Source organism: Neobacillus niacini (assembly GCF_030817695.1).
In the GTDB taxonomy this organism is placed as follows: domain Bacteria; phylum Bacillota; class Bacilli; order Bacillales; family Cytobacillaceae; genus Neobacillus; species Neobacillus niacini_F.
The window spans coordinates 63,319-77,608 of sequence record NZ_JAUSZQ010000007.1 but is presented as its reverse complement, the minus strand read 5'-3'; the positions used below and the strand labels follow the sequence as shown (position 1 = coordinate 77,608).

Below are 14,290 nucleotides of genomic sequence, written 5' to 3'. Positions count from 1 at the left end.
TTAGTATTATACGAATAGTTTAAGTGAAAAAAATAAACCTTAGAAAGAATTGGTCTTCCCTTTTACAAGGACAAAAATTTCTAAACTGATAAGACAAAAAAGTCTAAACTCCTTCTACTATCATTGTTTTGGTACAAAAAAGTCTAAACTAAATTTTATTCTACTCATTCTTATACTAGGCTAATTAGTAAGATTAATTGAGAAGAGCATGATTTGATTAAATCTTTTTTCAAAACATGCTCTTCATTAAAATAATTATTTTATAAAATAACCTTTACCTTGGTATTTAGGAAGAATAAACATTGGGCTTATCCAATGTACTCTCTCTTTCCAGACTACACAAATAGCACCTACAAGGATATTATCAACTAATATTTTGTAAAACCCACCATTAGGGTTATTTATTCTTGTAAAAACTCTATCAATGGTTTCATTTGCTGGATTTGTATCATAATCCTTATATTTTTCTAACAGTGGCATAAAAGCCTTAACTTGCATATCAAAAATAGATTGTGCATCATCATTTGTAGCTTTCTCTAAAATAACGTCCATAATGTACACCACCACATCATTTGTAAAATTTCATATGGTTTTTATCGTGTCTATAATAATCTAATCTATCTTGTAATGTACCTGTATGAAATTCGAACTTATGACCATCAGGATCAGTGAAGTAAATAGAATTTTTATCTTTTTTATCTCTTGGGCGACCTGAAAGAATGTTCACATTTAACTCCTTCAGTTTTTCGTACATTTTTAAAAAGTCTGCTTCTTCTATTGAAAAAGCTATATGTGTGTATGAATGGCTTAACTCATTACGAGGAATGTCTTTTTCTTCATTTAGAGCAAGCCACATACAATTTAGGTCAAAATAGGCTGTGCATTTCCCTTTAACTAATAGCTTTGCATTAAAAACACTTTGATAAAACTCAATTGAATTTTCTAAATTAGAAACTGAAAATAAAAAATGATTCAGACCTTTAACAGTCACTACATCACCTCATTCCTGCAGAAAGGCGCCCTTTTCTTGAATTAAACAATAAGCTCCTATTAGCTGGTATAACAGAATAAGTCTATTGTCACTGAATAGTTCCTTAATCCACATTTTAATTCAGATGTTCATTTCCTTTCAATTTAAAAACACTCCTATAGTTAACCATATCCAAAGGGGTGAACAGTACAATTTTTCCAAACAGTTTAACTTTGTTATAATAACGGTTCATTTTTTTTTCAAAGCTACACAAGGTATCTTTTCACCTGATTATATAAAAATGCTAAGAGATATGAACAGTACCCGCTTAGCTATTGTTCCATATTCTTATAAAATTTAGAGAAAAATTGAACAAATGGACATAATCATTAAAAAACACAAAAATTTCCGAATCGAATTAGGTCCGGGACGGATAATTCGGTAATGAATCAACTAACTAACTGTTTATGACTGATATCTGATCAGCTTGTTCAGCTCATATGCACCTTCTAAGAGAGCTGGTAAGTACTCCTGCATTATTTTTTCTTCTGTTGATCTTATAGTATTCGTGGAAATATTCATAGCCGCAATTGGCTCATCTTTCCATGAGAAAATAGGTACAGCAATCGATCTTAACCCAATTTCCAGTTCGCCATTTCCTTCAGCGTATCCTTGTTCACGACAAATTTTTAGATGTGCTTCAAACTGGTCAAAGTCTGTTATCGTTTTGTCTGTAAAAGCTTCAATCTTGGCAGAATCCCATATTCTCCTTCTTTCTTCTTCAGAAAGCCAGGCGACAAGCGCTTTTCCTAAGGAAGTTGCAAAATAAGGTAGCCTTGAACCCACTCGTAAATTCGCCCCAATGATTTGCTTCGCCGCATTCACCCTTGAAACATAGACAATCTCTGCTTCATCCAATACGGCAAGATTCGTTGATTCCGTGACTTTAGATGCGATTGACTCAAGGATTGGATAAGCCAGATTTGGAAGAGTTAAGGATTCTAGATAATGTGCTCCAAAATCCAATACCTTTGGACTTAGGCAGAATTTATTATCCTGCAGCTTTAAATATCCAAGATCTACCAACGTTAGAGCGAATCTCCTAGCTGTCGCCTTGTTGATTCCGGTTTTTTTCTCCAAATCGCTTAATGATAAAAAAGTAGAACTAGAATCGAATGCTTTTAACACTTCAAACCCCTTTGCAACAGAATTTACAAAATAATTAGAGGACCTTTTTTCACTCATTGTTTATATTCTCCTTTAGATTTATTTATTTTACGAAAATAATAATTTTCAAAAAAATCTTTAAATTGTGTTGATAGTTGTTTAGATTACGATTATAATAAACGTACAAATTACACTATTCGTAATATTGTACGCATAGTGTAATACAAATAAGAAATAATAGCAATCTGTATTGCTTGGGGATATCTAGCTCCTAGAATTTAAAACGTAGAACTCCATTAGATATTAAATGTAAGGTTAGATGTTCTTATTTACCCATTAAATGTAAGGGATTTCTTTCCCTTCAGTATAAAAAAGGAGGATATACCTTGAATAAAATTGTATCTGCTAAGGAAGCGATTTCTCAAATCAAGAACGGGGATACAATCGCTGTTGGTGGGTTCGGATTGGTCGGCTGTCCGCTTATGCTAGTAAATGCTCTTGCCGATCATCCCGTTTCCGGATTAACTGTCATTAGTAACAACTTAGGCGAACCTGGTGGGAAAGGGCTTGGCAAAATCCTGCTACAAAATAAAATCGTCAAAGCAATTGGTTCCTACTTTACTAGTAATATCGACGCTGTTCGTTATGTAAATAAAGGAAAGCTCAAAGTCGATCTCGTACCACAGGGAACGCTTTCTGAACGACTTCGTGCTGGTGGAGCTGGAATTGGTGGATTTTACACAAAAACTTCAGCCGGAACCTTACTGGCTGAGAATAAGGAATCACGCTTGATAAATGGAGAAGAGTATGTGCTGGAATACCCACTCCTTCCTGACGTTTCGCTGATTAAGGCAAAGAAAGCCGATAAATTAGGAAATCTCATTTTCTCAAAAACAGCTCGTAATTTTAATCCTGATATGGCTAAAGCAGGGAAAATCACAATTGTGGAAACTGAAGAAATCGTGGAAACTGGCGAGCTGGATCCAGAACAGATTGTTATTCCTCATTTATTTGTCGATTTTATCGTAAAGGGTGGAAAATTGTGAAGAACATAAAACAAAAAATCGCAATGCGGGCAGCAAAGGAAATTAGTGATGGAGCCATTGTCAATCTTGGTATTGGGATTCCAACCCTTGTTGCTGATTACTTGCAAAATGACAAAGAAGTTTTCTTGCATACAGAAAACGGTCTGCTTGGGGTTGGTCCCACCCCTCGTGAAAACGAAGTTGACCCGGAAATTATCAATGCAGGCAAGTTGCCTGTTACAGCTAAAACGGGTGCCTCTTATTTCTCTTCGTCAGAATCCTTTGGGATGATTCGTGGGAGTCATGTCGATATCGCCATTCTTGGAGCTTTACAAGTAGCAGGAAACGGAGACATCGCAAACTGGGCGATTCCAGGAAAAGATATTCTTGGGGTTGGCGGAGCGATGGACTTAGTTGCAGGCGCGAAGAAAGTGATTGTAACCACCCAACATTGCACGAAGAACGGAGAAGCGAAAATTCTTAAAAGCTGCGAATATCCAATTACGGCAAAAGGCGTAGTGAGCATGCTGATTACTGAATATGCGGTTTTCTCTTTTATTGATGGAAAAATGGTACTTGAAGAATTAGCGGAAGAGATATCACCAGAAAAACTAAAAGAAATCACTCCTGCTGAATATACCATTTCCCCTTCTCTAAAAACCTATCAGATTAGCTAATTGAAAGGAGAAATATTTTATGGTTCAAGAGTATGTAATAGTCAGCGCCAAACGAACAGCTATAGGAAAGTTTGGCGGTTCATTAAAAACAGTAAATTCTGGAGATTTGGGAGCAGCCGTTCTAAAAGACGCTCTTCAAACAACTGGCATTCCATCCGATCATATCAATGAAATCATTTTAGGTGAAGTTCGGCAAGCGACAGAATCTTCAAATGTAGCACGCGTTGCTGGACTAAGGGCAGGCATCGCTGATGCTGCTACTGCTTATACAGTAAATCGCCTTTGTGCTTCAGGCATGCAGGCTGTTGTTTCAGGAGTCCAGCATCTCGCCTTCCATCCAAATGAAATTGTGATTGCAGGTGGTACGGAAAATATGAGCCGAGCGCCAATTTACGTACGTAATTCCCGCTTTGGTGAAGGCAATCCCTATCTGGTTGATTCCAATCTTGAAAACGGGCAGCAACCGATGGAATTGTATGGAAAGGACTTAGGGATGGGCATGACAGCAGAAAACGTTGCTGAAAAATACGGAATATCACGAGAGGACCAAGACGCCTTTGCACTCGAAAGCCAAAAACGTGCGAAATTAGCTTGGGAAAACGGAAAATTCAATTTACAAATTGTCCCAGTTGAAGTGGAAATGAAAAAAGAAACTACTTTGTTTGCAAAAGACGAGCATATGCGTGAAACAACATTAGAAAAATTGGCAGGCTTAAAGCCGGTTTTCAAAAATGATGGGACGGTTACTGCTGGGAATGCATGTGGTCGAAATGACGGGGCAAGCGCCATCGTTTTAATGACAAAAGAGAAAGCGTTAACATTAGGTCTCAAACCACTTGCAAAAGTTAAAGACTGGTCGACAGCAGGAGTAGATCCTCGCTACATGGGTATCGGTCCGGTTCCAGCTGTTACTAAACTATTAGAAAAAACCGGACTGCAAATGAACGATATTGACCTTGTTGAATTAAATGAAGCCTTCGCTTCCCAGTCAATTGCTGTCATCCGCGAATTAAATATGGATATGGACAAGGTGAATGTTAATGGTGGTGCGATTGCGCTTGGTCATCCACTCGGGGCGACGGGAGCAGTTATTTTGACAAAACTTATTCATGAAATGAACAGCAGGCAGGAACAATTTGGGATCGCGACATTATGTGTCGGCGGTGGACAAGGGATGGCTATTTTGCTGGAATCTGTTTAATCGATTTTTCTATAACATTTAAGGGGGGTTTTTCACATGGAAACTCAAACAAATAAACAAATTACTCCTCCCTTCTACATTGAAGGAAAAGGTGAAGCATATGGGACCAGGACTAATTGTTGCTGCAACAGGGGTTGGAACGGCAGACTTAGTTACTTCCCTGGTCATTGGAACCCAGTTTGGTATGACATTTGTATGGGCGATCGTTATTGGAGCTATTTTGAAATATTTCATGAATGAAGGTGTTGGCCGCTGGTACCTAGCTACTGGTCACACCATCCTCGATGGTTGGCATAAGTTAGGCAAATGGGCAACTGGCTATTTCGGGGTTTATTCGATCATTTGGGGCTTTGTCTATGGCGCAGCTGCTGCATCTACCTCTGGTATGGCGATGCATGCATTGTTCCCAATCATGCCTCTATGGGCTTGGGCAATCATCCATGCAATTGGTGGCTTCTTACTTGTTTGGTCTGGTCGTTATCTATTGTTTGAACGTGTTATGACCGCATTAATCGGGATTATGTTCCTCACAATCATTGGTACTGCTATCCTATTCCTGCCAAGTTTTGGTGAATTTGCTGGTGGTTTTGCTCCACGTGTCCCTGAGGGGTCCTTCATGCTTATGTTAGGTTTAATTGGCGGAGTCGGGGGTACGATTACTATGGCATCCTACGGCTATTGGCTTAGTGAAAAAGGTTGGATAGGAAGTAAATGGATTTCTACTATGCGATTAGATTCAAAAGTCGCATATACCCTTACTGCGATTTTTACTATGGCAGGTTTAATCATTGGTGCGCAGTTTCTTGCCGGTAGCGGTGTCAGTATCCGAGATGACCAAGGTTTAATTACGCTTGCGAATATGCTCGGTGAAGAATTCGGTACACCAATGCGCTGGATGTTCCTAGTCGCCTTTTGGTCTGCAGCTTATACTTCCCTTCTTGGGGTTTGGAATGGTGTACCGTACCTATTTGCCGATTTTATTAAAACCATTCGCAAAAAGAAAGAGGAAGGTATCCAGTATATCTCTGAAAAAGAACCAGCTTACCGTTTTTATCTAGCATGGCTTACCTTCCCGCCAATGATCTTAATGTTCTTTGGTAAACCGGTAGAATTAATTATTCTATATGGTGCTCTTGGTGCATTGTTTATGCCATTCTTAGCCATCTCCCTGCTGATTTTGCTGAACTCAAAATCAGTCATCGAAGAATATCGTAATAAACTGATTGCAAATCTGGTACTGGTTGGATGTCTTGTTCTCTTTGCCTTCCTTTGCATCAATCAACTAGTTAATGTTTTTGGAGGATAACACTCCTTAATAGATGTTTTATAGGCTGCAGACAAAGTCGATTACCGACAAGTTGTCTGCAGTCTTTTTTATACAAAAGTGATATTTTTCAAAAAATTGCTCTACAACGAAATGAAAAACTATAAAGCCTTATAAATACTCATTCGATAAAAAATTAAGAAGATCCTAGTGAGACTGCTGAAAATATAAGCATTTTAAAATTACCGCAATGAAATAAAAAAGATTAGGGGATGATTTTGAACATTCCCTAATCTTTTTTTTCGTGTTTTGGGTCTTGAAGGGTTAAATAATGTGTTATTACTAACCCATTAACGTGATGATTCGTTTCATATCCACTACGAAGATCGTTGTTGCACTTTGTATGTGCATACCTAAAAGACCATGGGAATGACTTTTTTTAAAACCATGGCGATTCTTTAGCACAGCGTTTTTAGCCTCAATCATATACCTGTTTTTCGCTAACTCCTTGAACTCCTCTGTTTCCTGAATAATTTTTTACCCAACGACGAATATAAGTGTGGTCAGGTAAACCAAGCATCTTATTTATGGCTTTATAACCCATTTCATCTTTTAAATACTCATTTACTGCCGAAAGTTTGAACTCAAAAGAATAATTTAAGAATTTTTGTCCTTTTTTTGCCAAAATAAATCCCTCCTGTATGCAGTATGGTTTATTTTCATACTGTCTACACAGAAGGGATAATATCAATGGATGTTAAGAAACATTTTGCGGAAATAAAAATATTCCACCAACAACTATAAACACAATAAATCCTCTCCTCAACCACCTAAGGTCAAGAGTAACCTCCAATTCCACTCTATTACCTTTTTGGTCTTTAGTTAGAAACTTGTTAAAAGGGATTGTTTGTATATTCAGGTTGTCTCAACTCCTCATGGAAAAAGTACCATATTAAATAGGTATTATGAAGGACTTTTCTTATAGACCATTTATTAATATTTACTTCTCACAAATCTTTTAAATCGAAATAAAAAAGCACCCCTGAAGGATGCTTGCATTTACCTATAAATCCCTATTTCTAACAAGGTTTAATACGCCTAAAATGGCTTCTTCTACTGCTTGCTCTTTTGTGTCTCCAAATCCATTATGACAATACCACTCTGCATTTTCTGCAATAGCCACTGCATGCCAGTGACTTCCATTACGGAAGGTATCAATTAGGATACCACATGTAGGATCATCATAATGAAATCGTTCTGTTTCCCTTATCAAATTAATATCGATTTTCATTATATTCTCTCCTTGACCGTAAACTTTCGATAATAGGAGATATTTTTCACCAAATTTATGATATATATTCAACAAAAGACGGGATCCTTAATAAACCAGCCTGTGTAATTTCTGAACTTAACACGACATTTTATTTTGGAATCCAAGAATATAAATTTTTTGTTTTCATCAACAATTAATTCTGAAGATTGTAGATAAAACTGTTTCTTGGCAGCTAGCCTCATAAACTCCATAATCCCACCTGGTTTTAGCACCCCATCTTCCTCAACAGATAGAAGCAATCCAAAATCACCTTTCCTCATTCCAGTTACGTAAGCATCGGTGTATTGGTAGTTAATAACTTTTAAACAATCATAAGATCTCTTATTCATTTGGTAAGTGGAATAGGCACGTTTTAAGACAACTCCCTCAAGCTCGTTCTGCTTTACTAAATTAAAGTAAGCCTTTCTGCCATACATCATCCATTGAACCTTGGTAACAGCCTCTGTTGGCTCTATAATAGAATCAATAAGCGCTTTCTTTTCAACCAAAGGGTACTGAGTTACCTTTTTGCCTCTAAAATAAATAATATCAAATATACAGTATTGAATTTTATGATCTGTTTTACTAGACATAAACCTTTCCATAATGGCTTCAAAGTCTATTATTTCCATTTAATGGTATTTATTACAACAAAAAGCACCCATTTTCATGACCGCTTTCTCTGCGGCCGATATTCTTCAATCATCTTTTCTTCCTCGATGAATTCCTTCATTTTTGCATTTACCTAGGGAGATAACTTTATTCCCTTTTTGGCTGCATATTTATATAACTCATCAAGCACATCCGGTTCTAAGGTGATATTTTGTCGTGTCATAGCCGCCAATCTTACCGCGTCCCTTTGGTAATAATTGTCGGCTATTTGGACAAGTAAATGCAATACGCATTAATATCTACTTATACACACATAAGAGATTCGTTACTGTGATAGTCAGTGTAATTTTACACTGATTTTTCAAAACCAATTATGGTCATTCTTTGTTCCGACTGCCTTACATTGACACAAGTATTGATATATAAGCATTTGTTAGCACTTGTAGAGAGTCGTAAATACAAATGTGACATTAATTGGAAGAGAATCCATGCTCCCTTGCACACACGTTGGCGGGACTGCGTGGGAATCGAACCCACCAGACCTGGCACGCAGGTCTCAAGCAGTTTTGAAGACTGGACGTCCTTTTTTATGATTATCTTCTTATCATCTAAAGCAGTTTAACCCCCGCCAAATCAACTTCAAATGAGTTTTATAAGATATAATCACTAGTATTTTTCTATTTAAATCACTAGTATATATGTCAAATCCACTAGTTTTATTTTATCATACCTTTTACCTTTAAATGGAGAATATCACCTTGGGAAAACATCAAAAATTATCACTAAAAAAACCGTCTATTTTCAGACGGCGCTTCTTACAAAAAAATTTAAATTTATTGATAGGCAAAAATAATTGTATTATAAATGCATTCACTTGTTTCAACACTTCTCCGGTCTTACCTTTATTAATCAAGTCAAAGTTATGATTTCCCTCGATCTCTACATTAATATAGACGGTTTTCCGGTCTGTCATTTGAGGCAACTTGCTGGGTATTCTTCAAGGCTTGTTCCCCTATCTCCCCAACAAAAAAATCAACATACCTACTACAATAATGACAAATGTCAAATTGACTCTGAAAAATATTTTATTCGTTTTCGTTAGCATTTTTATTTGTGCTTCATTCTCATCCTTAACAGTTTTAAGCTCTGAAATCACAGAACTTTGCGTTTCGTTCATTAGCTTGTTAATTTCTATAAAAGAAGAGATCATTCCCTTTTCACTTTTTTCCAGAAATTGCTTTAATTCCGCTAATCCAGCAATGATATTACTTTGTGATTGCTCAATGGATTGCTGTTTTGAATCAATATTATTGGCGGTCGCTTGGAATAATGCTAACTTACTTTCCACAATGCCTTGAATAAGCTGTAGCTTTGCTTCTGATTGTGTTAATGTTGTTGAAGTCCTTCTCACTTCATCCTGAAACTGCTCAATTAATTTTAGATAATCCGATGCCTTTTTTACATTCTTTATTTCATCGCCAAGGTCTTTAATGTATGTTTCCAGCTGCTCAATATGGTCTATGCTTCCCATGGGTATCCTCCGTATGCCTGCTCTCTAATAGTAGAATGTAGCGATTTAATCATGCTGCCATAACTAAATGAATCCTCAAGACCTAAATGGATTTGTTTCAAATCCTCCATTAAATCAAACCCGTTTGTAACCAACACTTCACTTAACTGATTTCTTTGTTCAATGGTTAAAAAGTCATCTGCTGTTGATAAAATAGACGCCAGCATTTCCTCCCGCTGCTCCGGCTCCAGTCTGGCAATGTCTCGAATTGCCGGCGCCATCCGTTCTCGCCCGTCAATTGAATCGAATTCATCATTTGCCAAACAAATAAACCCATTTATTAAATTTAAGCTTATGTCGTTATTGTAACTTTCCAAAAAACGGCTGACAGTTATTTTTAAACTTTTAAAAGTGGTTAATTGTCGAGGCTTGTCGTCCTGCCCCTCCTCTTGGACATAAAAAATTTTAAACCAATCCTTTAATCGTTCCTTCCGGGCCACAGTCTTTTCCAGCAAATAGACATCATCATTTCGTTTAAAATAGGTTTCAATTTTTTGATGTAAGGACTGACTGTCTTTAAAATCATCCGCTAATTCCTTCATTAATAGCATTGATCGCTTCCGTGAATATATGACATTATCGTTATACCACTTTAGCAAAACAAAGAGAATTTTTTTTAAGAACGGATTATTGCTCGTGGAGAAATGCTCAATAAGCTCATGATGCTGTTCAGACTGTTGGTCTGCATGGTCTAGTGTAAACGTATAATCATATTTTTTAATATGATTCGTTAATTTTTCAACAACCGAAACTTCTGTCCACTCAGCCATCTAGGGAAGCAGAAGCAAAAGGATGGACATATCATGAGTTCATCCATGAGTTCCTTAGTCATGAAATGCGTTGTAGGGAAAGGAAAAACAGTGAAAGGCTAATGAAATGGGCGGAGTTTCCAGAGGCTTTGACATTTGAGAACTTTCGCATTGAAGAACAGACCGCGATTGGAGAAAAACAACTGAATATATTAAAACAATTATCATGGGTTGACGAATGTTTCACCTTAATTATGATGGGACCAACGGGTGTGGGGAAGACTTTTCTTTCAACTGCCCTGGGTATTCACGCTATCGAGCGTGGATACCAGGTTTCTTTTATATCAATGGATCGTTTGATTTATGTATTGAAATCAAGAGAGTATATCAGTAAATCCAAGACGAGGTACAACCGTATCACCAAATCTGATTTGATTATCATCGATGATGTCATGTATATGGCATATGAACCGCAGGATGCCCATTTGTTCTTTCAGTTCATTTATGAGATGTATGATAAAGCTGCATTTATCCTTACATCCAACAAAGGTCCTGGAGAATGGGGAAAATTCCTTGGAGATACGACACTTACGACGGCAATATTGGATCGTCTTTTACATCGGAGTGAAATTTTGACTTTCAGCGAAGAACAGGACAGTATCAGAATGAAATACAGAAAAGCATTATTTAATAATCAAAGTGTTGAATCTTAATTGATGGAAACTGTTTAATCTTAATTATTAAAAACTGTTGATTTCTACTTGACGGTTACAGCAAGTTTTCAAGTCTTCTTCTATAATAGTAATGTTTCTATAAAAGATTATGGTCCAATTAACAAATACCTATCTTTAGATAAATACAAATAACCGTGAAAGATGGGCCTTCTTGTTTCATCCCTTATTAAATTAACCTATTGCAGAGTACTTTTCACTTTATCCCACTCTATCCTGTTTAAGCCAGCTTGTAGCTGCTTGAATACTATGACACTCTTTAACAAATTTGTCTTCTTAGCCGCAGTTTTTAATTATTTTCTAATGTATGGTTTAAAATTGGATTCATTAACAAATATTTCGTTTTTCGTTCATATATAAAATTTGATTGTTGTTCCAGAGTAACTCTGTAATTAAATGAATGGGTAATTATATAGAAACTGCAATTTAATTTCGTCTGAGAGCGAATCTCAGACAGCCAACACTTCATTTTTTTGCTACTAGTGTTCAAGATGTTTTTTGTCCCTTTTTTAATAATAAATCCTGAGGAAGAACATAGATAGAACACATATTCTATGATAAAATATAAGTAAAGATAAGTAGGAGTTATCTTTACTATACATAATTAAATTATTTTAAACTAATTCTTAGGAGGTCAAAAAATGAATGACTTGACGCTTCTTAATAACTTGATAGATAAACAGTATTTAGCTAATTTACAAGAGCATCTAAAAGATCGGCATCTACTTGACGAAAATAGAAACCTTTCTCTCGCGAATAGTTCCGAACAGGATTTTCTGGAATTGTTTTTTCTAGAGAAAGTATTTCCACAAGATAAGCAGCTTTCCCCTCATACGGTCAAAGCATACCGTTCGGATGCAAAAACTCTGCTCACTTTTTTAACCAACCATTCCCTTTCTTTTCGGGATATTGGCTTTCCAGAAGTAAAAGCCTATAACAAATTTATCAAAGAAAATTATGCAGCTAAATCAGCCATACGAAAACTGGAGTTTTTCAGAAGATTATTGGACTTTGGTTATGAAACACAATTTTACAAAGCGCACCTTTCTACTTGGATCTCTAAACCGGTATCAAAAAAAGGACACTATATAATAGAAGAAACTCGTCACGAAGAAGCACAAACCCGTGTTCAAGTGAGGGAATTGAATCAGCAGGATGCAGAATTTCTTATCTCGTTCTTTCCTAAAATTGTGAAATCTACACGAAATCAAGAACAATTGGAAAAACGAAATCTACTGATTGGCTACCTCCTCTATACAACGGGGCTACGTGCAAGTGAGCTTTTAAGCTTGAATTGGGGAAGTTTTCGTTATAATCCAAAAGGGTATTTATTTGCAGATGTCATTGGTAAAGGGAATAAACCACGATCTATCCCTATAAGAAAAGAAACCAAAGATATTTTATTTAACTATCGAAAAAGTATGGGAGAATCAGTTGAAATTAATATGCAAGATATCAGCCCGCTTTTTTTCGCTTTATACAATAAAAACGAACCTCTAGTTAATAAAAAACGAATAACTTACCCTACCCTATATAAAATTGTGAAGGAAGCTGTACAACTTGCTGGACAAAATTTAAAAGTTACGCCTCACTGGTTCCGTCACACATTTGTTACTCTTCTGTTAGAGAACGACGTACCTCTTGCGGTAGTTAAGGATTGGGCTGGTCATTCAGATATTTCCACAACAAATATATATTTAGAACGTATCAACCAAGATAATTCATATCTTCATTTAAACAAAGTTGACTTGTTTTAAATACTTTTTGTTTTCTTAACAAAATCGTAAACAATGTTTCATAGCAAGGAAAATAAAAAAAGGCAAATTATCGGCTATTTTTTAATTTTTTTATTTATTTATATCTTGTATTTATTTAAGGTGGTGTGTTATTCCTTAGCTGCCTATTTTCATTAATTTTCAAAATATTAGGGTACGTTTGTACCCTAATATAGCTAGGGACATCCTCCTTTTGTTAACTTCATATTAATAAGTGACTGGGGATGAAAGAATGCCTTATGGATTTATTAGACATATTGAAAATAAAGGATACAGTTTAGAGACAGTAAAAAGTTATGAGAAAGTTATTAACCATTTTTTTAAGTATATAAAAAAATCTTACCCTTTAAATAAAGAGCCTTTTCAAATCTCGCCAACTGATATTAGAAATTACATGGAAGAACAACTAGAACAAGATAAGAGCATTTCTACGGTTAACAAAGAATTAGCGATTATAAAGACATTTTTCCATTACCTTTGGGAAATTAACAAAGTACCCTTTGATCCTGCTGTAAAAATTAAACGTTTGAAACTTGAAAAGGAGCTAACAATTATAATTACTTATGAGGAGATACTCTCAATTCTAGAAAAGGTGTTGTCTAACCATGAATATTCTAAATTGAGAAAAGCCGTTTTCCTTTTAGCGGTTAAGGGATTAAAGACAGCAGATTTTCGCTTTAAGAAGGAAGATGTTTTAGATGAATTCGAAGATAATTATCTTATCATACAACTTAAGAATAGATCAATTACCTTAAGAGATATTGAAGCCACCTGCTTTCGCGAGTATTATGATGAAGCAATGTTCAGTGAAAATGATTATGTCTTTACCACTACACCACACGGAGAACATTCTGGGGGACCTATTCAGGTTATGTCAATTCTTAACCATTTAAGAGCGATATCTTCAGAATATCTAGGGGAAAACCATCAACCTTTGACACTGATATTAATACGTAGATCCATAGCCTTATATATGTATTTAAAACAATATCCTCTACAAATAATTGCAAAAGAACTTGGAATTGAGGAAAATTCAGCTTCAAATTATTTAAAATATATTACACAAAGTACGTTGATCCAAAAATGACGTTCTAATAAAAAAGATAAAAGGGCTTTTCATAGATTTTTTATGACTCTCTTTTCAATGTAGTTTAAGTTTATATAATTACCAAATTGTAACAACATTATTTGTGCTTAATTTAAGATGTTGGAAATTTCTTTCTAAATCATTGCATGT

14 protein-coding genes and 2 pseudogenes are annotated in these 14,290 nt (G+C 35.8%); 7 read left to right on the top strand and 9 right to left on the bottom strand.

The annotated features are described in order from the left end of the window. Nucleotides 1–232: 232 nt before the first annotated feature. From QFZ28_RS28245 to QFZ28_RS28235, 3 genes and pseudogenes are all read right to left on the bottom strand, one after another. Nucleotides 233–552 (bottom strand): annotated as a pseudogene (locus QFZ28_RS28245) (GNAT family N-acetyltransferase); the annotation flags it as partial. A gap of 16 nt (nucleotides 553–568) precedes the next feature. Beyond that, on the bottom strand, nucleotides 569–991 hold the full coding sequence (fosM, locus tag QFZ28_RS28240) for a FosM family fosfomycin resistance protein (protein ID WP_307197924.1): 423 nt from the start codon (nucleotides 989–991) through the stop codon (nucleotides 569–571). A 444-nt stretch (nucleotides 992–1,435) separates the two neighbouring features. Further along, entirely contained in the window at nucleotides 1,436–2,215 is a 780-nt protein-coding gene (locus QFZ28_RS28235) for an IclR family transcriptional regulator domain-containing protein (protein ID WP_307197923.1), read from the bottom strand. 308 nt (nucleotides 2,216–2,523) lie between these two features. On the opposite strand from QFZ28_RS28235, the gene QFZ28_RS28230 reads away from it, so the two are divergent. From QFZ28_RS28230 to QFZ28_RS28215, 4 genes are all read left to right on the top strand, one after another. Next, nucleotides 2,524–3,183, top strand: coding sequence for a CoA transferase subunit A (locus tag QFZ28_RS28230; RefSeq protein ID WP_307197922.1), 660 nt, complete (start codon nucleotides 2,524–2,526; stop codon nucleotides 3,181–3,183). Then, nucleotides 3,180–3,839, top strand: coding sequence for a 3-oxoacid CoA-transferase subunit B (locus QFZ28_RS28225; protein WP_307197921.1), 660 nt, complete (start codon nucleotides 3,180–3,182; stop codon nucleotides 3,837–3,839). Before QFZ28_RS28230 ends, QFZ28_RS28225 begins: the two co-directional genes overlap by 4 nt. 19 nt (nucleotides 3,840–3,858) lie before the next feature. Continuing rightward, nucleotides 3,859–5,040, top strand: a complete 1,182-nt coding sequence (locus tag QFZ28_RS28220) for a thiolase family protein (protein WP_307197920.1) — start codon at nucleotides 3,859–3,861, stop codon at nucleotides 5,038–5,040. 100 nt (nucleotides 5,041–5,140) lie between these two features. Then, nucleotides 5,141–6,346, top strand: coding sequence for an Nramp family divalent metal transporter (locus QFZ28_RS28215; RefSeq protein ID WP_307197919.1), 1,206 nt, complete (start codon nucleotides 5,141–5,143; stop codon nucleotides 6,344–6,346). Between the two features lie 300 nt (nucleotides 6,347–6,646). Here QFZ28_RS28215 and QFZ28_RS28210 read toward each other — a convergent pair. The 6 genes and pseudogenes from QFZ28_RS28210 to QFZ28_RS28185 all read right to left on the bottom strand — a co-directional run. Then, a pseudogene (locus tag QFZ28_RS28210) lies at nucleotides 6,647–6,832 on the bottom strand (IS5/IS1182 family transposase); the annotation flags it as partial. Further along, nucleotides 6,783–6,908 (bottom strand): hypothetical protein, encoded by a 126-nt coding sequence (locus QFZ28_RS29980; RefSeq protein WP_444875324.1) that lies wholly within the window; start codon nucleotides 6,906–6,908, stop codon nucleotides 6,783–6,785. The pseudogene QFZ28_RS28210 and the gene QFZ28_RS29980, both read right to left, overlap by 50 nt. Nucleotides 6,909–7,367: 459 nt before the next feature. Continuing rightward, complete coding sequence (locus QFZ28_RS28200) at nucleotides 7,368–7,595, bottom strand: hypothetical protein (RefSeq protein ID WP_307197916.1); 228 nt, start codon at nucleotides 7,593–7,595, stop codon at nucleotides 7,368–7,370. Between the two features lie 68 nt (nucleotides 7,596–7,663). Further along, nucleotides 7,664–8,248 (bottom strand): ATP-dependent DNA ligase, encoded by a 585-nt coding sequence (locus tag QFZ28_RS28195; RefSeq protein WP_307197915.1) that lies wholly within the window; start codon nucleotides 8,246–8,248, stop codon nucleotides 7,664–7,666. A 992-nt stretch (nucleotides 8,249–9,240) separates the two neighbouring features. After that, nucleotides 9,241–9,759: a hypothetical protein gene (locus QFZ28_RS28190; protein ID WP_307197914.1), complete on the bottom strand. Its 519-nt coding sequence runs from the start codon at nucleotides 9,757–9,759 to the stop codon at nucleotides 9,241–9,243. Beyond that, the gene (locus QFZ28_RS28185) at nucleotides 9,747–10,568 is read right to left on the bottom strand and encodes a hypothetical protein (protein ID WP_307197913.1); all 822 of its coding nucleotides are present in this window, start codon (nucleotides 10,566–10,568) and stop codon (nucleotides 9,747–9,749) included. The genes QFZ28_RS28190 and QFZ28_RS28185 overlap by 13 nt, the downstream gene beginning before the upstream one ends. On the opposite strand from QFZ28_RS28185, the gene istB reads away from it, so the two are divergent. The 3 genes from istB (at nucleotide 10,532) to QFZ28_RS28170 (ending at nucleotide 14,140) form a co-directional block, all read left to right on the top strand. Further along, nucleotides 10,532–11,260, top strand: coding sequence for an IS21-like element helper ATPase IstB (istB, locus tag QFZ28_RS28180; RefSeq protein ID WP_307198163.1), 729 nt, complete (start codon nucleotides 10,532–10,534; stop codon nucleotides 11,258–11,260). The genes QFZ28_RS28185 and istB overlap by 37 nt on opposite strands. Before the next feature lie 686 nt (nucleotides 11,261–11,946). Then, entirely contained in the window at nucleotides 11,947–13,035 is a 1,089-nt protein-coding gene (locus QFZ28_RS28175; RefSeq protein WP_307197912.1) for a tyrosine-type recombinase/integrase, read from the top strand. Between the two features lie 232 nt (nucleotides 13,036–13,267). Beyond that, nucleotides 13,268–14,140, top strand: a complete 873-nt coding sequence (locus tag QFZ28_RS28170; RefSeq protein ID WP_307197911.1) for a tyrosine-type recombinase/integrase — start codon at nucleotides 13,268–13,270, stop codon at nucleotides 14,138–14,140. Nucleotides 14,141–14,290 lie beyond the last annotated feature (150 nt).

Coding starts and splice junctions, on each gene's coding strand:
- QFZ28_RS28235 (WP_307197923.1), bottom strand. CDS start 2,215: ATGAGTGAAAAAAGGTCCTCTAATTATTTTGTAAATTCTGTTGCAAAG.
- QFZ28_RS28220 (WP_307197920.1), top strand. CDS start 3,859: ATGGTTCAAGAGTATGTAATAGTCAGCGCCAAACGAACAGCTATAGGA.
- QFZ28_RS28215 (WP_307197919.1), top strand. CDS start 5,141: ATGGGACCAGGACTAATTGTTGCTGCAACAGGGGTTGGAACGGCAGAC.
- QFZ28_RS29980 (WP_444875324.1), bottom strand. CDS start 6,908: ATGGGTTATAAAGCCATAAATAAGATGCTTGGTTTACCTGACCACACT.
- QFZ28_RS28200 (WP_307197916.1), bottom strand. CDS start 7,595: ATGAAAATCGATATTAATTTGATAAGGGAAACAGAACGATTTCATTAT.
- QFZ28_RS28195 (WP_307197915.1), bottom strand. CDS start 8,248: ATGGAAATAATAGACTTTGAAGCCATTATGGAAAGGTTTATGTCTAGT.
- QFZ28_RS28190 (WP_307197914.1), bottom strand. CDS start 9,759: ATGGGAAGCATAGACCATATTGAGCAGCTGGAAACATACATTAAAGAC.
- QFZ28_RS28185 (WP_307197913.1), bottom strand. CDS start 10,568: ATGGCTGAGTGGACAGAAGTTTCGGTTGTTGAAAAATTAACGAATCAT.